Origin of the sequence: Ekhidna sp., from assembly GCF_040220215.1 — a bacterium.
GTDB lineage: Bacteria > Bacteroidota > Bacteroidia > Cytophagales > Cyclobacteriaceae > Ekhidna.
Genome location: NZ_JAVJTR010000025.1, coordinates 387242 through 412668, shown reverse-complemented (window position 1 = coordinate 412668; position 25427 = coordinate 387242). Strand labels below are relative to the sequence as shown.

Sequence of the window (25427 nt, the reverse complement as noted above, 5' to 3'; positions counted from 1 at the left end):
CCATACCGATCTTAGCGAACCAATTATCAGAGCTTTGTGAAATAAAAAAGCCCGATCACTGACCGGGCTTTGATTTTGTATTCGAATCCTTACTTTACTATTCTACGACCTATGCTATGGTATTCGAACCCCAGCTCTTCCATTTGCGAAAGATCGTAAAGGTTTCTTCCATCAAAAATCACCTTGTTTTTCAGTAATAATGAAATTTTTTCAAACTCAGGGGTTCTGAAGATTGGCCATTCTGTCATAATCATTAGTGCATCAGCATCCTGAATTGCATCATATTGATCTTCAGCGAAATATATATCATCACCAAAGACATCTTTAACATTGTCCATTGCTTCAGGATCATACGCTTTTACTTTGGCACCCATTCCTAAGAGTTTCTTTATATTTTCAAGTGCCGGAGCTTCTCGAATATCATCGGTGTATGGCTTAAACGCCAGGCCCCAAACCGCAATGGTTTTACCTTCCAGTGAGCCATTGAAATATTTTTTCAACGGGCTGATCAGCTTTTGCTTCTGATTTTCGTTCACATCCATTACTGAGTTCAGAATTTTGAAATCATAATCTACCTCAGTTGAAGATTTAGCTAATGCTTGAACGTCTTTTGGGAAACAGCTTCCACCATAGCCTATGCCAGCGAACAAGAACCTGTTTCCAATTCGTGTATCCGTGCCTATTCCCTTTCTTACTTTATCTACGTCTGCTCCCATCAACTCACACAGATTAGCAATCTCATTCATGAATGTAATTTTCGTTGCTAAGAATGAATTAGCAGCATACTTTGTAAGTTCTGCTGAACGTACATCCATGAAAATGATCGGATTCCCCTGTCTCACGAATGGAGCGTACAGCTTCTCCATTAGTTTGATGGATCGCGGTTCTTCTGCTCCAATCACCACTCGGTCAGGTTTCATGAAGTCGTCTACTGCTACACCTTCTCTTAGGAATTCTGGGTTAGAAACAACTTCAAAATCCACTTTAGCACCCGCTTTCACTTTAGCGGTCACCTTTTCAGCTGTGCCTACAGGTACTGTACTTTTATCAACGATCACAGTAAAATCTTCTAGCATTGGACCCAAATCTTCTGCTACCCTAAGCACATACTGAAGATCTGCAGATCCATCTTCCCCTGGAGGTGTTGGTAGCGCAAGAAAGATTATTTGCGCTCCTTTGATACCTTCTTTTAAGCTAGTGGTGAATTCAAGCCTACCCTGACGAATATTTCTCTCAAAGAGAGCTTCTAGCCCGGGTTCGTAAATGGTAATCTGTTTATTGTTAAGCTTTTCGACTTTTTTTTCATCGATATCAATACAGGTAACATGATTCCCTGTTTCCGCAAAGCAGGTACCTGTTACAAGTCCTACATAGCCTGTCCCAACAACCGCTATTTTCATATTAATTTAATTTTCAGAATGTATAAGGCCGCAAAAGTAAAACTTGTTTCTTACCTGAAAATTATCAGAAGATATTTTTAGACAAACAAGATTAGTAACTTTGCGTTCCCTTTAAGCAAACGTTTAATATATGTCAACAGCAACAATGACTCAACCCCAGAACACAAACGAGAATAAAGAAATGATCGCCCAGATGGTACGTGATTTTTGTAAAAAAGAAATCGAACCTCATAAAATGAAGTGGGATGAGTCTCAGGAATTCCCTATTGATGTTTTTCGCAAAATGGGGGAGTTAGGTTTGCTTGGTGTTTTGGTTCCTCAGGAATATGGCGGTGCTGGCTTTGGATATCACGAATATGTTACTGCGATCATTGAGCTTTCGAAAGTTGATGGGTCCATCGGACTCTCTATGGCTGCTCATAACTCACTATGTACAGGTCATATTCTTCAGCACGGAAGTGAAGAGCAGAAGAAAAAATATTTACCAAAGCTTGCTACAGGCGATTGGATTGGTGCCTGGGGTTTGACAGAGCCAAATACAGGTTCAGATGCCGGTAATATGAAAACAGTTGCTGAAAAAAAAGGAGATGAATGGGTTTTAAATGGTGCGAAGAACTTCATTACTCATGGGAATTCCGGAAATGTTGCTGTAGTCATTGCACGAACGGGCGAAGCGGGAAAATCAAGAAATGCCAGCGCTTTTATAGTGGAGAGAACTAACCCCGGATTTAAGCAGGGTAGAAAAGAAGATAAACTGGGAATGCGAGCATCTGAGACTTCAGAAATGATTTTTGAAGATTGCAGAATCCCGGCAGAAAATTTAATTGGTGAAGTGGGCGAAGGATTTGTTCAAGCGCTGAAAGTGCTTGATGGAGGACGAATCTCAATTGCTGCATTAGGATGTGGGATTGCAGAAGGTGCTTTAGATGCAGCCACTAAATACTCGAAGGAACGTGAGCAATTTGGAAAATCCATTTCCAACTTCCAGGGAATCGCCTTTAAACTGGCAGACATGGCTGTTAAAGTAGAGGCCGCAAAATTGCTGACATACCAATCTGCTGAATTGAAGAATAAAGGTGAGAATGTTACAAGACAATCAGCAATGGCTAAGTTATACTCATCAGAAATCGCAGTGGAAGTAGCTAATGATGGAGTTCAGATTTTTGGTGGTTATGGGTACACAAAAGACTATCCTGCAGAAAAGTACTATCGAGATGCTAAGCTTTGTACGATAGGTGAAGGAACATCTGAGATTCAAAAGGTTGTAATTTCAAGAACCTTATTGAATCAATAATTGTATTGATATAAAATAGCTGCTATATTTGCGGCCCATTAAAAATTCTGAAATGTTAATAATCAACGTTAAAGAGAACGAGTCAATAGACAGAGCACTTAAAAGATTTAAGAAGAAATTCGAAAAAACTGGTGTACTTAGAGAGCTAAGATCAAGAACTCACTTCAAAAAGCCTTCAGTTGCTAGAAGAGAAGAGGTTATCAAAGCGAAGTACATTCAGCAAATTCGAGACGAGGAAAATAAATAGCCTCATCTCCTTCTTCTTCACCTAAGATTTTAATAAGTTTAGTATTCATCCCGAAATATTGGGATGATGCTGCTTATGGTGGAGACTTTCCTTAAATATCTTTCTTTTGAAAAACGCTACAGTCCCCACACTGTCCAAGCTTACAAGAAAGATCTCCTACAATTTTCACATTTTATTCTAGCTGATTTTGAAATCAGTGACCTGCTTGAAGTGCGTCATCCGCAAATTCGTGGTTGGGTAGTTTCACTAATGGATAAGGGGATTTCAGCAAAATCAGTGAATAGAAAAATTGCTACCCTCAAGTCCTTTTACAAGTTCCTGTTAGGGAGAGAATATATTGAGCTAAACCCTACCTCTCAAATAAAACCACTAAAGACTAAAAAGGAGCTCCCTTCTTTTGTTAAAGAAGAGGAGATTACCAACCTTTTGGATCGTGTCGAATTTTCGAATGATTTTTCAGGTCAGCGGGATAAATTGTTACTCGAATTACTTTATTCCACAGGTATTCGTCTGGCAGAACTGCAGGGGCTCAAAGAGACAGATGTTAATTTTTACGAAAATACGATTCGGGTTCTGGGAAAAAGGAATAAAGAACGCATCATACCCATCGGAAATTCGTTAATACAATTAATAAGAATCTATCAAAGCCAAAAAAACCAAATGGGTATTAATGGGGATAAATTGTTGGTGACAGATGCTGGTGATCCCTTATATCCCATGTTCATCTACCGCAAGGTAAAAATGTACCTTTCTGCGGTAACTACTCTTAGCAAAAAGAGCCCGCATGTTATGCGGCACACCTTTGCAACACACTTATTAAATAAAGGGGCAGATTTGAATGCGGTAAAAGATTTATTGGGTCACACCAGTCTTGCTGCTACTCAGGTTTATACCCATAATTCAATAGAGAAGCTGAAGGCGGCCTTTGATCAGGCACACCCGAAAGCTTAATGTATAACCTTTTAAAAGTGACAGACATGAAGTTACAGATGCATTCCATTCACTTCGACGCAGACGGTAAGCTGCTCGATTTCATTCAGAAGAAAGTTGATAAACTAGAGACTTTTTATGATCGGATTATCGATGGGGAGGTCTTTCTCAGGGTTGAGAATGATGATTCTAAAGAGAATAAAATAGTAGAGATTAAACTGAATGGACCAAAGAACCAGTTCTTCTCAAAGGAGAAAGCACGCTCTTTTGAAGCTGGAGCCGATGCAGCTGTTGAGGCGCTGAGAAGACAACTTAAAAAGCACAAAGAGAAGGTGTTGGCGCACTAAACTGTAAATCTATAAAACCAAAAAAAGGCCCTCACATTCATAAATGTGAGGGCTTTATTATTGTCAATTTTTTCAGCTTTTCCATTTGATCGTACATCCGATCGCTCGTTTTTCAGTAATCGCAGGGGTACTGCCAGCAAGTATCGCGTTGATTGCATCCTCCACATATGTCTCAGAGACATCTGTAGGATCATTAGGGCTGTTATCAATTGCTCCGATGAATTCAACTTTGTACTTACCGGCTGACTCTTTGTTCAATACGTAAACGTGTGGCGTTTTGGATGCACCAAATGCTTTGGTTACTTCCTGGCTGTCATCTCTGAGATATGGAAAAGTATAGCCTTTATTATTTGCCCTTTTCTTCATTTCATCCATTGAGTCACCCGGCTGTTGGGAAACATCATTTGGATTAATTGCTATAACCGGAAACCCTTTATCAGCATACTCTTTATCCAGATCAATGATTCTGGATTCATAAGCCTTTGCATAAGGGCATGTGTTGCAAGTGAAAATAATAACAAATCCCTTTGCGCTGTTGTAATCTGACATGGAAACCATTTTACCATTTGTATTAGGGAGCTTGAAATCTGCAGCATAGTCTCCCACACCATAGCCTGCTTCTGGTTCAGATGCATTTATAAAAAGCACGGCAACCACAGCCATAACTCCAAGGATTAAAATAAATGTTCGTTTCATGGTTCTGGACATTAGTTAATTCAAATATTTTTTAACGGTTTTCTCTAATTCTTCCTTTGTAAACGCTTTTTCATGGAAATACGTTTTACCTAAGTCTGTGACAAATAACGTTGCAGGAATAGCTCCTGACCAATCCTGACTCACTTTACCCATATAATCATCCGGGTCTTTCTCATCCAGAAAAAGAACCTCAGATTTCAGGGATCTTTTAATTACAAATTTCTTTACACGCTCAAGTTCGCTTTGAAAATCAATGCTCACCAGATAAACTTTTACATTTTGGTTTTCACTTTCCAACGCATCAAAATGAGGGAGTTCTTTTATGCATGGCCCACACCAAGTAGCCCAGAAATTAAACACGGTTAAAGAAGCATCAGTATATAGCATCTTCTTTTGAAGATCTGTAAACTTGACAACCTCTACTTCCTGTGCTTTAAGTTGCATTGCACAAAGGACGCAAAAAGCTATTGTTATCTTTTTCACCATATGAAGTACGAAATTACTGAAATCAGGTTTTTAACATTATTTAATCGGTCTAAATGTTTTTTGGACTAATTCGAGAAATAGCATCTGGAGATTTACTTGAAAACAGATCTATCAAATTCTGAAAAGCCCCCTTGCAAGGATGTTTGTATCATTTTGCCAGACTTGTGGTTTAGATTGGATGAAAAAGTGCCATGATTAATGTTTATCAAAAGAATTTGCTATCCAAATGATTTTTTAAAAGTTATCCACAAATCATCTAAGTTATCCACACTGGGAATATCAAGGGAATTAAAATTCTGATAATCAGAATGTTAGTAAAAGGTTGATTTTGTTTTTATTTGTTGATAAACTAGAACAATCACGCATTAATTGACTGTAAATCAGAGTTTTATCACATGATAATTATTCAGCAGTCTGCCGAATCAATTTTTTGCGGTAGGCATTGAAAATCCTTGACTTGGAGATAAAACCAACGTATTTTCCATTGTCTATGACAGGTAAATTCCAGGCTTGTGTGACTTCAAACTTGTTCATTACAGATTGCATTTTTTCGTGAGGGGAAAGACTTGCCGGCGGTTTTTGCATGATGGTTTTGATGAGTACATTCATCCGTGATTCATCATCAAACATCATTTCCCGAATATCATCCAAAGTTACAATGCCCTGAAGCTCCTTGTTTTCATCAACCACGGGAAAGATGTTTCGTTTACTCTTCATTACCAGTTTCACTAAATCATCCAGGTTAGATTCCGGACTGATGATAAGCAGGTCTTTCTCGACTATTTTTTTGAGATCTATAAGGCTAAGCACGATTTGATCTTTATCATATTGAATCAGATCACCGGTTTCTATCAGCCGTTTAGTGTAAATACTATGTTTTTCAAAATAGGATATCGTACTAAACGAAATCGCTGAAACCAGCATCAGCGGGACAAAAAGCATGTATCCACTGGTTATTTCTGCAATTAAGAATATTGCCGTTAGTGGGGCGTGCAAAACACCACTCATCACACCACACATTCCTACCAGTGTAAAGTTGCTGGTACTTAATGAAGTCCCCAGCAACGAGTTGGTGGAAGAGCTAAAAACGTACCCGGTAAGGCCACCCATGAATAGTGACGGTGCAAAAATTCCGCCGCTACCACCTGCACCAATAGTTAGTGCGGTAGCCATCGGTTTTACCAGCATTATTAGAAATAAGAATATGACTAAAGAAGCCTGATACTCTGAAAGCTGATAAAAGAAGCTGTGATGAAAAATATCAGCTGAATTACCTTGGAGTAGACTTTTGATGGTATTATAACCCTCTCCGTAAATCGGCGGGAACGTAAGGATTATCAGCGCCAGCGAAAGGCCACCTACTACTGCGCGCCCAAAATCATTTTTCAGTTTTTTAATACTGCCCTCGAAAATGTACATGATCCGGGTGAAGTACAATGAGATCATACCGCAAACTGCTCCAAACAATAGATAAAATCCGGTTTCTCTGGCAACAAAACTGTCTGTCAGCTTAAAAGAGAAAAGAATGTCTTCTCCTAACAAAACCAGCGCGACAAGTTGACCACAGACAGATGCAATGAGCAAAGGAATAAACTTGCTTATTTTCACCTCTACAAGTATCACTTCCATTGCGAAGATTACTCCTGTGACCGGTGAATTAAAAATGGCAGATATAGCCCCTGCAGCACCACAGCCTAATAGCACAGTCCTGTTTTTATATCCTAAGTGAAACAGTCTACCAAGGTTGGATCCAATGGCTGAACCAGTCACTACTATTGGTGCCTCCAACCCGACTGATCCGCCAAATCCAACAGTTATGGCACTGGTAACCATTCGGGAATACATCTTGGTACGCCGGATGATGCTGGAGTTTTTAGAAATTGAGTAGAGAATTTGAGTGATTCCATGTCCCAAATTTTCTTTAAAAACGTATTTGGCAACAAACACCGTAAGGACAATACCGATGAGTGGATATCCCAGATATAAATAGTTAAAGCTAAAAAGGTTTAGGTTTAGCTCCAGATAATGAATAATGGCGTGAACAGCACTTTTGAGAATTACTGCGGCAAGTCCTGAAAACACTCCAATTAAACCGGCAGTAATCAGCAAAAAATTGTTGTCGCTGATGTGCTTTATTCGCCACACCAGAAACTTCATCATTACCGTGCTGAATGTACTTTTCTCTTGGTTTGCCATTATTAACAGTATGGCAAAGGTATGCCTTTGCATTAGGCTGTGAAAGGCTTAAACAATTACAGCATTTTTCTTTTCTAAAGCCTCCTCTATGTATTTAAAAGTAGATAAAACTTCAGGCTGACCATTAACAACTGCAACATCGTGCTCAAAATGTGCAGATGGCTTTTTGTCAGCCGTAACGATCGTCCAACCATCCTTCAATTGGATCACCCTTCTGGTTCCCATATTAATCATTGGCTCAATGGCAACCACCAACCCTTCCTGAATCTTGCTACCTCTCCCACGCTTACCAAAATTTGGTACCTCAGGAGACTCATGCATTTTTCTACCTAGCCCATGCCCAACTAATTCTCTCACTACTCCATATCCGTGCTTTTCTGCATGCTGTTGGATCGCAAAACTTAAATCTCCTATTCGGTTTCCTGCAACAAGTTGCTCGATTCCCTTATCCAGACATTCTTTCGTGACACGTAAAAGCTTCTTGACATCATCTTTGATTTCCCCCACAGCGAAGGTATAAGCATGATCGCCATAATATTCGTTTTTCAAAACTCCGATATCAACTCCTACAATATCTCCATCCTGAAGAGGCCTGTCAGTTGGGATTCCATGAACCACTTGTTCATTTACGGAAGTAATTATTGACTTTGGATAGTCATAAAGACCCAGAAATGCAGGCACCCCTCCATTATCCCTGATAAATTCATCTGCGATTTTATCCAGCTCCAAAGGTGTAATACCCGGCTCTATCTTTTCAGCCATGAGTCCCAAAGTTTTAGAAACCACAAGGGCACTCTCCCTCATAATTTCAATTTCTTCCGGTGTTTTATGTTTTATCATGTGGTTGCAAAAATACAAACAAAAGCCCTGGTTCCTTTTTAATCAGGAACCAGGGCTCTTAACGCTTTAATTTCTATTATGACTTCTTAGTAACGCCTTCCAGAACCTCTTTAATTGGTACTCTAACTCCATCTTTGTAAGAAACTACCCATGCATCTTTCACGCCCATTTCTCTTAGATACTTTTTGAAAGTGTCTGCTTCCCAATAATCTCTAAATACACCAATGGTATATTTCTGAAGTCCGTCAGCATCTTCGGCACTGAAGTTTGGGGAATTATCATATTTCTTCAAATCCTTTTGATTAAAAGCACCAAGTTGAACTTTAAAAACAACTCCTTTACTTTCATCAATGCTTCCGCCCGTATTTTTTGATGCCACATTATCTGCAGGCTGCTTGCTCTGAAGTCTGGATAGCTCTTCTCTTAAATCTCCAATTTGAGATTGGTAGGTAAGGATTTGCTCATCTTTTTCAGCTAATCTGTCATCAATGTTTCCAAGTTCAGTTTTCAGGCTTGTTACCTGACCCTTGAGTGACTTATTTTCATCCAGTAGCTGCTTGTACTGCTCTGGTTCTAATTTCTTAATCCTTTTCTTCCACTCTTTTTTCTCTTTTTTGTCCATTTGGGCGTTAGCCTCAAACGCAAATACACAGCAGAGTGCCAGCGCGATAAGTGATATTGATTTTTTCATCTTCCTGTGAAATTGGTTTTTTCTGCAATCATTAATGTTACTAAAGTACAAAAATCTCTTGATAATGGATAATGAATCAACTTTTTAGCGACCCAATCATATCTTCAGGCTTAACCCATTCCGTGAATTGTTGATCCGTAACAAGTCCCAGCTCAATGGCTGCCTTCCGAAGGGTCGTTCCTTCTTTATGTGCCTTTTTGGCAATTTTAGCAGCATTTTCATATCCAATGTGAGTATTCAAAGCAGTAACCAACATCAGGGAATTCTCCAATTTTTCCTGAATAACTGCATGATTTGGCTCAATTCCAATTGCGCAATTATCATTGAAAGATTCACATGCATCTCCTATCAACCGGGCGGAATTGAGCAAATTGAAGACCATCATCGGTTTGAAAACATTCAATTCAAAATGTCCGGTCATACCTCCGGCAGCAATGGCAACATCATTTCCAAGCACCTGAGCACATACCATAGTGAGCGCCTCACATTGGGTAGGATTTACTTTTCCTGGCATGATAGATGAGCCCGGCTCATTTTCAGGGATGATGATTTCACCAATTCCACTTCTTGGACCAGAGCATAACATTCGGATATCATTGGCGATTTTCATTAGAGCAACTGCCAGTTGTTTTAATGCCCCATGCGTTTCCACGATAGCATCATGAGCAGCAAGTGCCTCAAACTTATTTTCGGCAGTTCGCATGGGCATTCCGGAATATTTAGCAATTTTCTCTGCTACCAATTCAGCATAGCCCTCTGGGGTGTTCAAGCCGGTTCCAACCGCAGTTCCACCAAGGGCTAATTCGGAAAGGTGATCGAGTGTATTGTTAAGTGCTTTTAGCCCATGGTCCAGTTGGGAAACATAGCCGGAAAATTCCTGACCTAAGCTCAAGGGCGTTGCATCCATGAAATGCGTGCGACCGATTTTCACCACATCCATGTTTGCTTCTGATTTTTTGTGAAGCGTATCACGAAGCTTCTTCACTTTTGGAATGGTATTTTCCACTACCATCTTGTAGCTCGCAATGTGCATCGCAGTAGGAAAAGTATCATTCGAGCTTTGGCTTTTGTTCACATCATCATTTGGGTGAATAACCTTTTTGTCGTCCGAGAGTGACCCACCATTTAGCACGTGTGCCCGATTGGCGATTACCTCATTTGAGTTCATATTGGATTGTGTACCTGATCCGGTTTGCCACACAACCAGTGGAAATTGATCATCCAGCTTTCCGTCCAAAATTTCGTCACATACTTTCCCGATAAGCTCTGCTTTTTCCTTAGTAAGAACTCCCAAATCCATGTTTGTCTCCGCAGCAGATTTTTTCAAAATGGCAAACGCATGGATGATCTCCATCGGCATTTGATTTTTTTCTCCACCAATTTTAAAGTTATCTCTGGATCGTTGAGTCTGAGCACCCCAGTATTTATCGGCAGGTACTTTCACCTCGCCCATTGTATCATGTTCTATTCGGTATTCCATGTTTCAAAATTTTGTTGGTACAAATCTAACATGTGAGATCGCTTTTGAATTTCATAGCGTGGTGTTTTTTGTGCAATCAAATTTCCTGACATACTTTTGTTTAGAATTATTCTAAATAAGAAATATTGGCAACTTCGGTTCTCCTAGCAGATTTTCAGTATTTGACTCGTCAGGGCATTACTTCGCTTATCAAGGCAATGCCGGGATTTGAATTGGTCAAAATGATTGATTCGCCGGATCAGTTGATTGATGCGGCAACATTACTCAAGCCAAACCTGATTGTCATCGATATATCAGACAAGGATCGGGAACTGATACCAAAGCTGAGGAAACTCAAGGAAAATACTGCCTGTAGCTTCCTGGTTATTTCCAACAGTCAAACAAAGGATTCCATTCAGCAGCTTTTAACCATGGGAATCAAGGGAATTCTTACCAAAAATTGCAGCGAAGAGGAGATCATTAATGGCTTAAGGGCAGTGGCCCAGGGCAATAGATTCTTCTGCAATAATATCTTGGATTTGGTAGTGGATAACCCGGAAAAAGTAGAGGACTGTGAGCCAACAAACCTTACCCCAAGAGAGTACGAAGTACTTGAACTCATTACTCGTGGTAAAACCACTGCGCAAATTGCCGAAGAGCTGCATTTAAGCGTTCATACCATTAACTCACATCGTAAGAATATTCTACGCAAGCTGAATATGAATTCACCGGCGGAACTGATTGTGTATGCCTTAGAATCGGGTATTGTAAAAAACTAATTATTTCGGGATAGCAACTTTTAACTATCAACGGCTTACTAAGGTTCTATAGCCGAGATCGTTAGCCAGCACTAGTGATACAATCACTACCTATAGCTAGCCAACTCACTACTACTAGTGACATAAAATTTCCCCATCGATAGCGATTGCGAGAAATATGCCTCAAACTCAATTTTGCATTGTTTAGAATCATTCTAAACAGGACAACACAATTTATTTTTGCAACGCTTATAATTATGATCAAACAAACTAAAATTTTTACCCTTTTACTCGGGATAACAATATTCTCAACTAGTTGCGGAAGCGATGACGATCCGAGAATCGTTATCGATGTGCCAGCCACTTACACATTTACCAGGGATGGGGAATCTACCGTCTCTTTCGGTGGTCAGACCACCCGTACCCTTATGGCGGAAGAGATTGCTTCGGCACTTGGAGACCCCACACTTTCAGAAGCTACAATCGATGCAATGTTTGCGCATGAAGAAGGTGCGAATGATTTTTTAGATACTGATCTAAATGCCTCTGATAAAAGTGTCCGTAGCAAAACCGCCGCATCTGCTGATTTCTTTTCAGCTAACACACCACTTTCAGCAAAGATTAAAGCTGATTTTGACAGATGGATTGCTGAGCAAGTTGCTGAGGTATTTCCTAATTGGGAAGTTGATGCAGAAGCGGGAGTAGCTGGTCAAATCCAACAAGCAGGTGGAAGCTCTGTTCGTTACGTAAATGGTAAAGGCCTGGAGCTAAATCAGGCATTTGCTAAAGGATTGATTGGCGCATTGTTCGTCGATCAGATTGTCAACAATTATGTGAGTACTTCGGTACTTGATGCAGGTAACAATGTTCCTGATAATAATGCTGGAGTCTTGTCTGAAGGAAAATCTTACACCAACATGGAGCACAAGTGGGATGAGGCCTATGGCTATGCTTATGCAAAAGCATCTAACGAGGCAGATCCAAATGCAACATTGGGTGAGAATGACAGTTTCCTGTACAAATACATTGGAAGAGTTGAAGGAGACGCAGATTTTGCTGGGATTGCTGACGAAATCTACAATGCCTTCAAGCTTGGTCGAGCGGCAATTGTTGCAGGTGATTATGAGGTAAGAGATGCCCAGGCTGAAATAATCCGAGAAAAAATATCAACTGTGGTTGCTGTTCGGGCGGTTTACTACCTGCAGCAAGGAAAAGCTGGGCTGGAACAGGAAACGGTGGATTACGCTTCTGTTTTTCATAGTCTGTCAGAAGGTCTTGGGTTTGTATACGGTCTTCAGTTTACTCGTCAGCCAAATAGCGAATCGCCTTACTTCACAAATGCGGAAGTAAATGCAATGATGGACGATTTGATGACAGGAAATGGATTCTGGGACGTGTCAACAACCACACTCGATGATATTTCAAACGACATTGCTGCTAAATTTTCCTTCACTGTGGAGGAAGCTGGGAGCTAAAAAAAGAATGATAAGGGAGTTGAAAGACTCCCTTTAAGTGTTTTAGAAAATTGGGAAGAATGAAGAAAACATATGTGATTTTTGGCTTGATTGCCCTTGCAGGCTTGATACTAATCGGATGCTCCGAAGATGAAAACGGGCCGGCAACTGACAATTTTGATCGCCAGGCCATGTTGGAAAGCTGGGCAGATCATATCATTGTCCCGGGTTATGAATCGTATGTTTCTGCTTTAGGAGAGCTGAATGCAAAGGCTGAAATCTTCACCACTACTCCGACACTTGAAAATTTGACTTCTTTAAGAGGTGCATGGCTTGATGCAAACCTTGCCTGGCAAAAGGTGGCAATGTTTGAGATTGGAAAAGCGGAAGCTATCACGTTGATCAATTTCACCAATATTTATCCGACTAACACTGGGGACCTAATTAAGACCATTGAATCAGGAGAATATGACCTGACATACATCAGCAAGCAGGATGAGCAGGGCTTCCCGGCAATTGAGTATTTGATTTATGGAGTTCGTGAAACTGATCAGGCCATAGTGGATTTGTATGCTCAGGAAATGGCAAACCATCCATTTAAGATCTTTTTGCTGGATCTAACGAATCGTCTAGAGACACTTGCCCAATTAGTATTGGATGACTGGAAGAATGGCTATAGAGACACCTTTGTTAACAATAGTGGTTCAGAAGCAACCTCTTCAGTAAACAAGCTGGTAAACGATTACATCTTCTATTACGAGAAGCATCTAAGAGCAGGTAAAATCGGAATTCCGGCTGGCGTTTTCACCGGAACTGTTGCTCCTGAAAAAGTGGAAGGTTATTACAGTGGAACATCAAAAGAGCTCTTCATGGCCGGATTGGATGCAATGAATGCATTTTTTAATGGAAAGTCACCGGATTCTAACCTTGCAGTAGAAGGTGAGGGGCTAAAATCATATCTGGATTTTGCACAGGGCGTAAGTGAAGGAGAGAATATTGGAGAATTGATTAATGCACAATTTGATTTGGCAAAAACCAAGGCTGAAGCACTTGATGCTGATTTTTCTTTACAGATTGAAAATGACAATATGCTAATGCTAGAAGCATACGATGAGCTCCAAAAGAATGTCATTAACATGAAGGTGGACATGCTTCAAGCACTCAACATTCGGGTTGATTATGTGGATGCCGATGGTGATTAACTCACCTACATTATTGTGAGATATTCGGAAGATGCCGGAACAAGTCCGGCAATTGGCCCTAACAAATGACATCAATTCAAACATATATAAACCAAACAACAAAGGCTGCCCCACTGGCAGTCTTTCGTATTTTCTTTGGCTTGATGATGGTCATCAGTATCATTCGGTTTTGGGCGAATGGTTGGATTGAAAAACTATACATAGAACCGACCTTCTTCTTTTCCTATTACGGTTTTGAGTGGGTGAAGCCACTGGGTGATTTCACTTATGTACTGTTCATCTTATGTGGTATGTCTGCATTGGCGGTTGCGGTTGGCTTTCGCTATCGAATAGCCATTGTGATGTTCTTCCTCAGCTTTACCTACATTGAGCTGATGGATAAAACTACATACCTCAATCACTATTATTTTGTAAGTGTGCTTAGCTTCCTGATGATCTTTTTGCCTGCTGAACGACACTTTTCATGGGATGCTAAAAAAGAGGGAGCATCAGAATCAGTTCCGAAATGGAGTATCGATAGCATCAAACTCCTGTTAGGAATTGTGTACTTCTATGCTGGCTTAGCCAAATTGAATTCGGACTGGCTGTTTCGAGCCATGCCGTTGAAGATATGGTTGCCCGGACGGTACGACATTCCGGTCCTCGGAGACTTACTCCATCAGGAATGGGTCATTTATGCATTTAGCTGGGGAGGAGCTCTCTATGATCTAACCATTCCTTTCTTATTGCTTTGGAAAAGATCGAGACTCCTTGCATTTGTTTTGGTGGTTGTCTTTCATGTCCTCACCCGAGTACTGTTCCCAATCGGCATGTTCCCATACATCATGATCGTAAGCGCACTCATCTTTTTTGATGCGAGGATGCATGAGCGGATTTTAAATTGGATGAATAAATTTCTTAATGTCATTTTGATCAGCCAGTTGGCGAAGAGAAATCTTCTTTCAAAAGGAGTGAGCTCTAAAGATGAGGATAGATCTTTCGCTTCTCTCAAGATGACATCAAAGAATAAGACACCAAATACCCCCAAATGGAAACTGACCATCCTCGCTATTTTCTTCACCATCCAGCTTCTCCTTCCCTGGCGATACCTGATATATCCGGGAGAGTTATTCTGGACTGAGGAAGGCTATCGCTTTTCCTGGCGGGTGATGCTGATGGAAAAGGCAGGTTATGCCAATTTCAAAATAGTGGATCGGACAAACAATGAAACTTTTTACATTGACAACAATGACTTTTTGACCTCTTTTCAGGAGAAACAAATGTCATTTCAACCGGATTTTATCCTGGAATATGCACACTATCTTCGCGATCATTTTGCTGCGCAGGGAAAGGAAGTGGAGGTCTATGTGGAAAGTTATGTCGCATTAAATGGACGCAGGAGCCAACCATACATCGACCCTTCGGTTGATTTGGCAAACCAAAAAGAATCTTTCAAACACAAAAACTGGATACTTCCATTCAATGATGAGATTAAAGGGATTTAAGCTGGCATTTGTATGGACTTTAATGGCAGGCCCTCTGATGGCTCAGTTCACTTTATCCGGAACCATCGTTGATGCGGAAAGCGGAAATCCAATTAGCAAGGCGGAGGTTTATGATCGTAATTCCAGCCAGCTGACCAATACCAGCAGATCAGGATATTTTGAGATACATAACCTGGAGCCGGGGAATCATCAGATAGTAGTGATGTCTCTGGAATATCAAACGCTGGAAAGTGAAATAGTCCTGGATGGAGATCGTGAAATCACCATTCCAATGGAAGTCTTTCAGCAAAAACTTTCGGAGGTAGTGATCAGCCGAAAGCGGGAAGAAATTTTTGCATTGAATCGACTTCAGCCTGTAGAAGGAACGGCCATTTATGCAGGAAAGAAATCAGAAGTTGTGCTGCTGGATCAGATGGTAGGAAATGCAGCCACTAACAACGCCCGGCAAATTTATTCACAGGTAGTTGGGCTTAACATCTATGAAAGCATCGATGCAGGATTGCAACTGAATGTTGGGGGGCGGGGACTGGACCCCAACCGAACGTCCAATTTCAATACCCGACAAAATGGGTACGACATCAGCGCCGATGTGCTGGGATATCCAGAGAGCTACTATACTCCACCGGCAGAAGCACTTAGTGAAATTCAAGTGGTAAGAGGGGCTGCATCCTTACAGTATGGAACCCAATTTGGTGGCCTGATCAACTTCAAAATGAAGCAACCAGCGGATAAGCCAATTGAGTTGGTAACACGGCAATCGGCAGGTTCATTCGGATTGTTCAATTCGTTCAACTCACTGAGCGGTACTATGGGTAATTTCTCTTATTACACCTATTTCAATTATAAATCCGGGGATGGATTCAGGCCCAACGCAGGATTCGATTCTAAAAATTATTTTGGAAGCTTTGGCTATGCGTTTTCGGAGCGTACATCTGCCACGTTGGAATTCACCTCACTGAATTACCTGGCTCAGCAGCCTGGAGGGCTGACCGATCCGTGGTTTCAATCAGATTCTGCCTTTACGGTCAGCAACCGATCCCGGAATTGGTTTGAAGTAAACTGGAAGCTTTACGCGCTAAAGCTTGAACACAAACTGTCCACAAGAACCGATTTGAGCTTCACTTTATTTGGTCTGGATGCCGAGCGAAATGCGGTTGGATTCAGAGGCGATCCACGCGAACTCAATGCCAACCCCATCACTCAGGACGATGAACAAGAGTCCGATGGAAGCTATGTGTATTCCAGGGATTTGATCAAAGGGCAATTTCAAAATTGGGGTGCAGAAGCGCGCTTCCTCACCCGCTATGCAATTGGAAGAAAAGATGCGGTTTTGCTTTTAGGTTCCAAGTATTATCACGCCAATAACACGAGTCGACAGGGGCCGGGAAGCAGAGGCACAGGTGCTGATTTCGATTTTGCAACCAGCGTAAATCCCGATTATATAAATCAGTCAGATTTTGAGTTTCCGAATAGAAATCTGGCCATTTTCGGAGAAAATATACTCTTCATCAACGACCGTCTTTCAATCACACCAGGTTTTCGATATGAGTTCATTAGAACGGCCAGCAGGGGAACTTACAACGTAGAGGATATTGATCTGGCTCGTAATGTGACACCTTTAGGAGATAGTACGGATAATCGCACATTTGAACGATCTTTTGTATTACTGGGAATAGGACTTAGCTACTCACCTTCTGATAATTTTGAATTGTACGCAAACGTGTCTGAGAACTATCGATCCGTGACATTTTCCGATATCCGAATCACGAACCCAACTTTTTCCATTGACCCTAATATCAGTGATGAGGAGGGCTACACATTTGATATGGGTGTTCGTGGAAAATGGCAGGAATTAATTTCCTATGATGTAGGTCTCTTTAGCATGCTATACAAAAATCGGATAGGGGTTATTTTTGATGATCGGGCTAAAAGAGTTCGGGGAAATATTGGAGATGCGCTCATTATAGGTCTTGAATTTTTTGCTGACGTAAACCTGGCTAAAACGATTAAACTTCCGACAGACACATATAAATTGAACTGGTTTGTGAATGCTGCTTTAACAGAATCAGAATATTTAAATTCCGATGACAACAATGTGGCTGGTAAGAAAGTAGAATTCATTCCTCAGGTCAATATGAAAACAGGTTTAAGATTTGGCTACAGGAATTTGTTAGGTAGTTTTCAGTTTACCTATCTGTCCGAACAATACACGGATGTAGAAAACTCTCCAATTCCTGATGAGAACAACAATCGGAATGGGCTGATTGGAGAAATTCCGGCCTACAGCATCATGGACTTATCATTTTCCTATGTCATTAATCGCTTCAAGATCGAAACCGGAGTAAACAATTTATTGGATGAGAAGTATTTTACTCGAAGAGCGACTGGCTATCCCGGTCCGGGGATCATCCCCTCAGAGCCAAGAAATTATTACTTAACCCTGCAATTGAAGTTATGAAATATGCAAACCTCTTGTTTCTGACAGCATTTCTGTTTTCCTGCTCTCAAAAAAAGGAGAAAAAGGAAGTTGAAGACTACCCTGTCCTCGAAACCATGGGATATTATCAGCGCTTCTCACAAAAGCTTTGGCTGGCAGGCACTAATAAGAACTGGGAATTGGCGGACTTTTATACCCATGAACTGGAGGAGGTGACAGAGCATTTAATTGAGGGAGATGTTATTCATGATGACTACAATCTTAGTAATCTCACAGCGCAAATGTTGCTGCCAAAAATTAACAAAGTAGAGGAGGCCATTCGACAAAAGGACGAAGTGCTCTTTTTAGACAATTACAAGCTAATGATCAGCTCCTGCAATCTGTGCCACAATACCACAAAGCACAATTTCATCAAAATCACCACACCCAATGATTCCTCGATTTGGAATCAGGATTTTTCAATGGACTAAGAGTTTTTTTAGTAAAAAATGCTCTGCAATGCTTATCTCGTGATGTCGTCTTTAGAATAATTCTAAATAAGCTTGGAACATTGGTGAACTGGATTTACGTTTGCGTTGTATTTAGATAGATTCTAAATAAGGATTAATTGAATGAGTAGTATCCCTTTACAGCTTCCGGTTTCCAAACTCTATGAAGAGCACCTTCAAAAGAATAAAAAGAAGGGTAAAAAGCTAAAAGCTGAGTGCTGTTTTAAGTACATGAAAAAGAAAGGGAAATACTGCAAGTCATGTCCAACATTACACGCAATGTGCCAGAATGCAGGAAGAGATTTATAAAACGAAAAGCGCCTCAATCACCCAATGCGAGCTTACAGACTCGTTTTTGCTGATGTACGATCAGGAAGAGATCGCATTTAAGCTGTGTGATTTATATGCGTTCCGCAAGAGCATCATGGGTTTTGATATCATGGAATTGCTGGAAAGCTCTGCTCCTGATGTAGAGATTGTGCACCTTCCTCACTGTGATCGTTTTTTGCTTCTTTCCCTCCGTGAGATACTGGAATTTAGAGAGCTTCTAAACGGAACGTTCGATACCTTAGCACTTAATAGTGCTGTTCAAAGGATTCTACGAAAGAACGTATTCAACTTTTGATCAGTTGTATTAAAGGAAGTCAAAAACCGAAAACAGACAATTCAGATGAAAGATATCTTAAGAAGACATCACGTATTGAAAGACGAGATCGTTGATGTGCTAAACAGACAAATAAAAATGGAAGCACACTCATCCGCAGCTTATCTGGCAATGGCTGCATGGTGTGATGTGAGAGGGTATGACAATAGCGCTGACTTCTTCTTCCAGCAATCGGATGAAGAGCGGAAGCATCAAATGAAATTGTTTCATTACCTGTGCGACATGGAATGCGATGCTGTTTCTCCAACGGTTGGTGAAAGCCAGCATGTCTTTGGATCTTTGAGAGAGGTTTTCGAAAAAGCATTGGAGCACGAGATCGCAGTTTCTGACGCGATTCATGAGATCGTGGGTGAATGCAGAAAATACAACGACATTGCTACGGAAGAATTCATGCGATGGTTCGTGCAGGAGCAGATTGAAGAAGAGTATGTAGCCAGACGCGCACTCGAATTATTTGATGTGCTTGGTGAGGATAAAATCGCTCTTGGAATGTTCGAGGAGCGTATCCTTGAGATCAAGTACGACGAGGGGTAAGAAAAACAAATGTCATCCTGAGCCTGCCTGCGGTAGGCAGGCTTGTCGAAGGAGACATTATGGAGATACGTAAAGCTTCCTACTCAGGAAGCTTTTTTTGTTACCACCTTGCCTTACTCCCCCTCACATCCACGTGGATAAATCCATTGTGATTACTGTTTTTGCGATAAAAGCCTAACCCACCAACGAAGGCTGAATAGCGATCTTTTGTGTACTCATTGTCTACGATATCATAAAAGATTCGAACGTCCTGTTCATCAATTTTACCATCCTTATTCAGGTCATCCATACTGCCGTCTTTGTTTTGATCAATGAAAATATCAGCAGCTCCGCCATATACGTGACGACTGTACTGAACATTTTTGATGGACTTATTATAAAATGGTGTGCGATACCCACTGATAAACCCAAACGTTTCAATAGCATATCCTTTTTCGTTTACACGCTCCAGCATGAACTCCAATTTTAAAAGCAATCGCTCCCTAACGATCATATATTTGGGATAACCGCCTGCCTGTTTGCACAAAAATTGGCGAACCGAAAAGTGAGGAGTAAGCATGAGGTTTTGATTTTCAGTCGTGACTTCAAATAAACCTTTTGGTGCATTGTAAATCGGATTACCTCTGAGAGGTTGTTCCGGATATTGCCCTATCCGATACCCATTCAAAGATTCCCCACTCATTTTAGATAGTGGAGTGAGCACAAGCACATTGACTTTAATCAGCTTTCCCGCTTGATTGGTTACATCCATGGAATATGCCCCGGGTTTGCTCGGAGCTGTAGCTCTCCATCGGGTATTAAAGGAGGTTGATTTAATCGAAACCTCGCTGCTTTTTAATGTGATGGCTTCTGTACTACTAACTATGACCTCTGCTCCCGGCATAATGAAAGTAGAAAATATGCGGTAGGGATTTAGTTCTCCATTCACTGTAATAGTAAACCCAGCACGTTCGTCAGAGTAAGCACTTAGTTGCTGGATAGCACAAAAAATGAATACAAGGAGAAAATATTTTTTCATCGGTTTTTAAATAGTAGGAGGCGGATCTCCCAATGCTTTCAGGATATGACGATCTCTTTCGTAAAGGTCACTTCTAAATTGTACCTTACCCTCGCTGACCCATGAGGTTAAATACATAATATGTACCATTAGAGGTTCTTTGAGCATGACCGATTGCTCTTTTCCGTCCTTTACTATTTGTTGAATTTTTTCAAATGTCCAATCCGACCGTCCATGCATGAGATAGCTCGCAAATTGAAGTGGGTTGTTCAATCGGATACATCCGGAACTAAATGCCCGATCAGTTTTATTAAACAACTCGCGGCTTGGAGTATCATGAATATAGACGTTGTACTTGTTTGGAAACATAAACTTCACTGCACCGAGGGCGTTGGTGGGCCCTGAATCCTGACGAAGCGTGTACGGAAAGTTAGCTTTTGAAAGAGAAGACCAGTCAATCGTATAAGGATCAATGATCGTCGTGCTGCTACCCTGCCCGCTTAAAACCCGAATGTTTTTATTTACTAAATATCCCGGATCTTTTTTGGTTTCAGGCAGTATGTCATTGAAAAGAATGGTAGGTGGTATCGTCCATGTAGGGTTCAATACCATGTATGACATCTTGCTACTAAATACGGGGGTTTTTCGAAAGGGCTTACCAACGATTACCTTTTCTTCAAAGGTCTTTTTCTTATCCCTGAACACCTGCATTTGATAGTCTGCAATGTTCACTATCACATAGTGGCTACCCATTTCTTCAGCCGCCCAGCGATAGCGTTCCATATTTATAATTATTTGATTTATGCGTTCTTCAACTGGAACGTTCAATGATGAAGTGGTGAGTTTACCAAGGTTCCCATCGGTTTCCAGTCCATTTCTGATCTGATAATTTTTAACAGCTACTGCTACTTGCTCCGAATAGATATAACGATCGGAAACTGTTTGCTTTAGATCTAAAGAAATTTTCAGGCGATCAATCAATAGAGGGACTCTCACACTATCAACCATTCCCGGTTTTAAAGTTTCACCAGCCGGGATCATTTCCCAGCCTCTCTTGTCAGCAATAGCGCGGTACTCTTTCAAGGCATTTCGCAGGCCTTTATATCCAATGTGATTTGGAGCTAAGTCCTTTAGCACTTCTCTGACCTTCCCTTTATCTAAAGCTTCTTCTAGTACCAGTTTAGCATCACCTTCCCGTCGAATAGCCTGCCATTCACTATCAACTGTTTCAGGGTTTATTTTGCCATTGAGAAAATGAGAAGCGTACAGTAAAAAGGCATCCGTTAGCAATAGGTCAAACTCAGCCTTCATGATTTGGTCCATTTCTTTTTCCTGTAGTTCCAGTAGCATTTTCAGGTGATAGTCACCCGGATTTAATCCTTCTTCACTGGCATTTGAAATCGTCTGGATCAATTCCTTTGCTTCTTTATCACTCCAAGCTTTTTTGAACTGTCGCTCCTGGTAAAATTTTGGTAAAACAGTTCCGCAATAGATCGGATCATCACCAACCGTCACTGGTATTCCGGCGGTGAGCATTTCAACTTTTTGTCGGATCAATTCGTCTTGATCTACCGGGGATAAACTTGACAAAATCAGTAAAAGAGGGATAATAAATAATTTAGATGGATTCATATCTTTAAAGGTAAGCATCCTCCTATGGAATTGGTATTTATTTACTTCATTATACCTTCTTTGAGCAACATGCACAAACATTTTCCGTTGAAGCTCATCATGTTAGCAAATCGATGAAAAAAATCCTCATCGTAGAAGATGAAGCGAAAGTCGCCAGGCTTATAGAGCAAGGTCTTTTAGAAAATCAGTTTGAGGTAGAATTGGCCTTCGATGGTACGATAGGAAGCAGAATGGCCAGGGCAACATCTTACAACGCCATCATTTTAGATGTAAATCTTCCGGGAATTAACGGCTATGAAGTAGCAAAAAAAATCCGTGAAGTGAATAGTAATACCCCCATTTTGATGCTTACGGCAATGGGTACGATTGAAGATAAAATCAGTGGCTTTGAATCGGGGGCTGATGATTATCTGCTAAAACCTTTTGAATTTCGTGAGTTACTGGCCAGACTTAATGTGCTAATGAAAAGGGCTGATGGGGCGACACATAAGAAGCTGCTTACCGTGGCGGATTTGGAGCTTAACCTTGACACTAAAGTGGCCAAGAGAGCGAATAGAAGAATAGATTTAACGGCAAAGGAATACGGTCTTCTTGAATACTTCATCCAAAACAAGGGTAAAGTAATTTCACGTTCGGATATAGCGGAAAAAGTGTGGGACCTGGACTTTGACACGGGTACCAATGTGATTGATGTGTACGTTAATTTCCTTCGAAAGAAGATTGATAAGGATGCATCGGTTAAACTAATTCATACGGTCATTGGGATGGGTTATATACTGAGGGAACCGGATGAAGATTAAGACCAGACTGGTGATCATTTTCACTTTAATTCTTACGGGGATCAATTTGTTCGCATTTCTGCTCATTTATGTGCTATCTGCCAACTTTAGAAAAGAACAATTTTATGATCGTTTGTATGAAAAAGCGATCAATACCGCTAAGCTTCTGGTGGATGTAGAGGAAATTGATGAACAGCTTCTCCGGATCATTGACGAAAACACTGCCTCCCTACCTGATGAGCAAGTGGTAGTTTATGATTATCTCAATCAATTGGTTTATTCCAACCCATCCATTGTCAATGATAGTATAAACCATCAATTGATAGATCGGGTAAGATTGGAAGAGAAGATCGAATTTTCTGAAAAATCGAAAGAATTTGTAGGAGCGCTATATATAAGTGAATATGATCGTTTTGTTGTCATTGCATCTGCATACGATAGGTATGGGCTAGGCAAGCTTTCATATTTAAGAACTGTGCTCTTGATCGTATTTCCCATCTCCCTCATCATTGTAGTAATGTCGGGAATGATCTTTATTTCCAAAGCGTTTAAACCGATCAATGAAATTATTGAAGAGGTTAATCTCATAACAGAAAGAAGCTTAAACAGTCGCCTGGATGAAGGTAATGGGAAAGATGAGTTGGCCTATCTGGCACTCACTTTTAATCGGATGCTCAACCGGCTGGAAAACGCTTTTACAACCCAGAAAGGATTCGTTTCTTATGCCTCGCACGAACTTAGAACGCCTCTCACAACCATCCTTGGGCAAATTGAGATTGTATTGATGCAAGAACGATCGAAAGACGAGTACATGGAAGTACTTGAATCCGTAAATGAAGAACTGCTGAAGCTAAAAAAACTAACCAATGGATTATTGAGGTTATTTCAGCTTTCTACGTCAGAAGCTGAATTAAAACTTGAAACGGTTCGTATTGATGAAGTGCTCTTTATGGCAATGGATCAGGTTAGAAAAGATCGGAATTCTCCCATTGAGATTACGTACCAGAATACCCCTGAAACGGAGGATGACTTTATTGTGAATGGCAATGAGGAAATGTTGGTACTTGCAATCAGCAACATAATCGAAAACGCATGCAAATATTCCAATGGGGAAAAGGTAATAGTAATTTTGGGTATTGGCACCAACAAACTTACGATCGATATTATTGATAGGGGAATAGGCATTGAACCGGCTGAAAAGGACAAAATCTTTGATCCGTTTTTCAGGGGCAGCAGATCGTCTCAATTTATGGGATATGGTATCGGACTGGCTTTGGTAAAGCAAATCATACTCCTCCACAATGCGCAGATAGACGTAACGAACGAAAACCCCGGAACTCGAATGAGGCTTACTTTTCTGAGAAAAATTTAATTTGATTTTAATCTCATTTTAAGAAGGCTTTAATAGGACGTCCGTTTACTACATCATTAAATGAAACGGAAAATGAAAACAGAAAGTAAATCAAAAGTAGTAGCTATAGTTTCTACTGCTTTGTTGCTCATTGCAATGTTTGTGGCTTTTGAGAAAATCTCGTTGAGTAAAGATTTATCAGGGCAGTTGAATCGGGAGAAGTTAAAGTCTGAAAAGGCCCTTTCTGAAAAGATGAAATTGGAAAAAGAAATAAATAGCTTCAAAGCCCAATTGGCATCATACCAGGGGAAAAATCAGAACCTCGATAAGGATCTTGCAAAGATGAGAGCGAAATTAGCTGAGAAGGAAAAAGCTTTAGCGAAGATGTCTAAAAACACGCCTACTGCAGTTTACAAAAATGAATCTGAGAGCATCAAAAAGCTTAATCAAGAGTTGAATGCAAGAATAGCTGAGCTTTCAAGTGAGAACGATCGATTATCTGGTGAATTAAGTAAGGCAAACCAGTTAATAGCTAGCCTGAATAATTCGGAAAATGACCGATTCGTAGATAATGTTTTATCTACTGAAAACTATCGGATGGATCCGATGAAGAAAAAGAATGATAAACTAACAGTTAGAGCTAAGAAAATGGGCAGGTTGGCTGTAAGTTTTGATGCTCTTTCTTATGGTTCGGACTCTAACTATCGACTCGTGGTTAAAGAGCAAACAGGTAGGGAACTTACTGGTAAAGTGGCAGTAAACGTGACGGAAACTCCGGTTTACTATGCGTCTACCGATAAAAGCATGCTTTTGAAGAGTAAGAAAAGGATTGAGTTAAAATTCCAGCCGGAACAAAAACTCAAAGAAGGTATCTACTCCATCTTAGTGTATCATGACAATGATGAAGTAGGATCTGCCCAAATCAGGTTAGGTAAATAGCTATATCAGCTATGATTTAGGGGTGCATAGGCCGGGGTTATTACCTGGCCTTTTTTGTTTTACCCACAAAATCCCACACTTATGTCGATTATTGTAGAAAATACAAAATTGATAAGATAATA

25 protein-coding genes are annotated in these 25427 nt (G+C 40.6%); 16 read left to right on the top strand and 9 right to left on the bottom strand.

What is annotated here, in order from left to right:
• Positions 1-89: 89 nt before the first annotated feature.
• Positions 90-1400, bottom strand: a complete 1311-nt coding sequence (locus tag RIC88_RS18235) for a UDP-glucose dehydrogenase family protein (RefSeq protein ID WP_350219004.1) — start codon at positions 1398-1400, stop codon at positions 90-92.
• Positions 1401-1530: 130 nt separating this feature from the next.
• On the opposite strand from RIC88_RS18235, the gene RIC88_RS18230 reads away from it, so the two are divergent.
• The 4 genes from RIC88_RS18230 to hpf all read left to right on the top strand — a co-directional run bounded on the left by RIC88_RS18230 (position 1531) and on the right by hpf (position 4218).
• Complete coding sequence (locus RIC88_RS18230; RefSeq protein ID WP_350219003.1) at positions 1531-2694, top strand: acyl-CoA dehydrogenase family protein; 1164 nt, start codon at positions 1531-1533, stop codon at positions 2692-2694.
• 52 nt (positions 2695-2746) lie between these two features.
• Positions 2747-2941, top strand: coding sequence for a 30S ribosomal protein S21 (gene rpsU, locus RIC88_RS18225; protein WP_350219002.1), 195 nt, complete (start codon positions 2747-2749; stop codon positions 2939-2941).
• 63 nt (positions 2942-3004) lie between these two features.
• Positions 3005-3892, top strand: a complete 888-nt coding sequence (locus RIC88_RS18220; RefSeq protein WP_350219001.1) for a phage lytic cycle repressor MrpR family protein — start codon at positions 3005-3007, stop codon at positions 3890-3892.
• 26 nt (positions 3893-3918) lie between these two features.
• Positions 3919-4218 carry a ribosome hibernation-promoting factor, HPF/YfiA family gene (gene hpf / locus RIC88_RS18215; RefSeq protein WP_350219000.1) on the top strand — a complete coding sequence of 100 codons (300 nt, stop codon included), beginning with the start codon at positions 3919-3921 and terminating at the stop codon, positions 4216-4218.
• Between the two features lie 72 nt (positions 4219-4290).
• Here hpf and RIC88_RS18210 read toward each other — a convergent pair whose 3' ends face one another.
• The 6 genes from RIC88_RS18210 to fumC all read right to left on the bottom strand — a co-directional run bounded on the left by RIC88_RS18210 (position 4291) and on the right by fumC (position 10607).
• Positions 4291-4914: a thioredoxin family protein gene (locus RIC88_RS18210; protein ID WP_350218999.1), complete on the bottom strand. Its 624-nt coding sequence runs from the start codon at positions 4912-4914 to the stop codon at positions 4291-4293.
• A 15-nt stretch (positions 4915-4929) separates the two neighbouring features.
• Positions 4930-5358: a TlpA family protein disulfide reductase gene (locus RIC88_RS18205; protein ID WP_350218998.1), complete on the bottom strand. Its 429-nt coding sequence runs from the start codon at positions 5356-5358 to the stop codon at positions 4930-4932.
• A 444-nt stretch (positions 5359-5802) separates the two neighbouring features.
• Complete coding sequence (locus tag RIC88_RS18200) at positions 5803-7596, bottom strand: chloride channel protein (RefSeq protein WP_350218997.1); 1794 nt, start codon at positions 7594-7596, stop codon at positions 5803-5805.
• Positions 7597-7644: 48 nt separating this feature from the next.
• Positions 7645-8436, bottom strand: coding sequence for a type I methionyl aminopeptidase (map, locus tag RIC88_RS18195; protein ID WP_350218996.1), 792 nt, complete (start codon positions 8434-8436; stop codon positions 7645-7647).
• A 76-nt stretch (positions 8437-8512) separates the two neighbouring features.
• A complete protein-coding gene (locus RIC88_RS18190) occupies positions 8513-9127 on the bottom strand; it encodes an Ezrin/radixin/moesin family protein (RefSeq protein ID WP_350218995.1) in 615 nt (204 codons plus the stop codon).
• A 76-nt stretch (positions 9128-9203) separates the two neighbouring features.
• A complete protein-coding gene (gene fumC / locus RIC88_RS18185) occupies positions 9204-10607 on the bottom strand; it encodes a class II fumarate hydratase (protein WP_350218994.1) in 1404 nt (467 codons plus the stop codon).
• A gap of 125 nt (positions 10608-10732) precedes the next feature.
• Between fumC and RIC88_RS18180 the strand changes: the two genes are divergently transcribed.
• The 9 genes from RIC88_RS18180 to RIC88_RS18140 all read left to right on the top strand — a co-directional run bounded on the left by RIC88_RS18180 (position 10733) and on the right by RIC88_RS18140 (position 19607).
• Positions 10733-11365, top strand: a complete 633-nt coding sequence (locus tag RIC88_RS18180; RefSeq protein ID WP_350218993.1) for a response regulator transcription factor — start codon at positions 10733-10735, stop codon at positions 11363-11365.
• A 236-nt stretch (positions 11366-11601) separates the two neighbouring features.
• Positions 11602-12819, top strand: coding sequence for a DUF4856 domain-containing protein (locus RIC88_RS18175; protein ID WP_350218992.1), 1218 nt, complete (start codon positions 11602-11604; stop codon positions 12817-12819).
• A 59-nt stretch (positions 12820-12878) separates the two neighbouring features.
• Positions 12879-14000, top strand: a complete 1122-nt coding sequence (locus RIC88_RS18170; RefSeq protein WP_350218991.1) for an imelysin family protein — start codon at positions 12879-12881, stop codon at positions 13998-14000.
• Positions 14001-14065: 65 nt separating this feature from the next.
• On the top strand, positions 14066-15484 hold the full coding sequence (locus RIC88_RS18165) for an HTTM domain-containing protein (RefSeq protein WP_350218990.1): 1419 nt from the start codon (positions 14066-14068) through the stop codon (positions 15482-15484).
• Positions 15462-17942, top strand: a complete 2481-nt coding sequence (locus RIC88_RS18160) for a TonB-dependent receptor domain-containing protein (protein ID WP_350218989.1) — start codon at positions 15462-15464, stop codon at positions 17940-17942. The genes RIC88_RS18165 and RIC88_RS18160 overlap by 23 nt, the downstream gene beginning before the upstream one ends.
• The gene (locus RIC88_RS18155) at positions 17939-18391 is read left to right on the top strand and encodes a hypothetical protein (protein WP_350218988.1); all 453 of its coding nucleotides are present in this window, start codon (positions 17939-17941) and stop codon (positions 18389-18391) included. The genes RIC88_RS18160 and RIC88_RS18155 overlap by 4 nt, the downstream gene beginning before the upstream one ends.
• A gap of 141 nt (positions 18392-18532) precedes the next feature.
• Positions 18533-18718 (top strand): hypothetical protein, encoded by a 186-nt coding sequence (locus RIC88_RS18150; RefSeq protein WP_350218987.1) that lies wholly within the window; start codon positions 18533-18535, stop codon positions 18716-18718.
• A complete protein-coding gene (locus RIC88_RS18145; RefSeq protein ID WP_350218986.1) occupies positions 18699-19034 on the top strand; it encodes a hypothetical protein in 336 nt (111 codons plus the stop codon). The genes RIC88_RS18150 and RIC88_RS18145 overlap by 20 nt, the downstream gene beginning before the upstream one ends.
• Before the next feature lie 45 nt (positions 19035-19079).
• Entirely contained in the window at positions 19080-19607 is a 528-nt protein-coding gene (locus RIC88_RS18140; protein ID WP_350218985.1) for a ferritin, read from the top strand.
• 100 nt (positions 19608-19707) lie between these two features.
• Here RIC88_RS18140 and RIC88_RS18135 read toward each other — a convergent pair whose 3' ends face one another.
• Positions 19708-20625, bottom strand: a complete 918-nt coding sequence (locus tag RIC88_RS18135; protein WP_350218984.1) for a hypothetical protein — start codon at positions 20623-20625, stop codon at positions 19708-19710.
• Positions 20626-20631: 6 nt separating this feature from the next.
• Positions 20632-22236: a L,D-transpeptidase family protein gene (locus tag RIC88_RS18130; protein WP_350218983.1), complete on the bottom strand. Its 1605-nt coding sequence runs from the start codon at positions 22234-22236 to the stop codon at positions 20632-20634.
• Between the two features lie 113 nt (positions 22237-22349).
• On the opposite strand from RIC88_RS18130, the gene RIC88_RS18125 reads away from it, so the two are divergent.
• The 3 genes from RIC88_RS18125 (at position 22350) to RIC88_RS18115 (ending at position 25305) form a co-directional block, all read left to right on the top strand.
• Complete coding sequence (locus RIC88_RS18125) at positions 22350-23036, top strand: response regulator transcription factor (RefSeq protein WP_350218982.1); 687 nt, start codon at positions 22350-22352, stop codon at positions 23034-23036.
• Positions 23026-24387, top strand: a complete 1362-nt coding sequence (locus RIC88_RS18120) for a HAMP domain-containing sensor histidine kinase (RefSeq protein WP_350218981.1) — start codon at positions 23026-23028, stop codon at positions 24385-24387. The genes RIC88_RS18125 and RIC88_RS18120 overlap by 11 nt, the downstream gene beginning before the upstream one ends.
• Before the next feature lie 72 nt (positions 24388-24459).
• Positions 24460-25305: a DUF8428 domain-containing protein gene (locus RIC88_RS18115; protein ID WP_350218980.1), complete on the top strand. Its 846-nt coding sequence runs from the start codon at positions 24460-24462 to the stop codon at positions 25303-25305.
• The last annotated feature ends 122 nt before the right edge of the window (positions 25306-25427 follow it).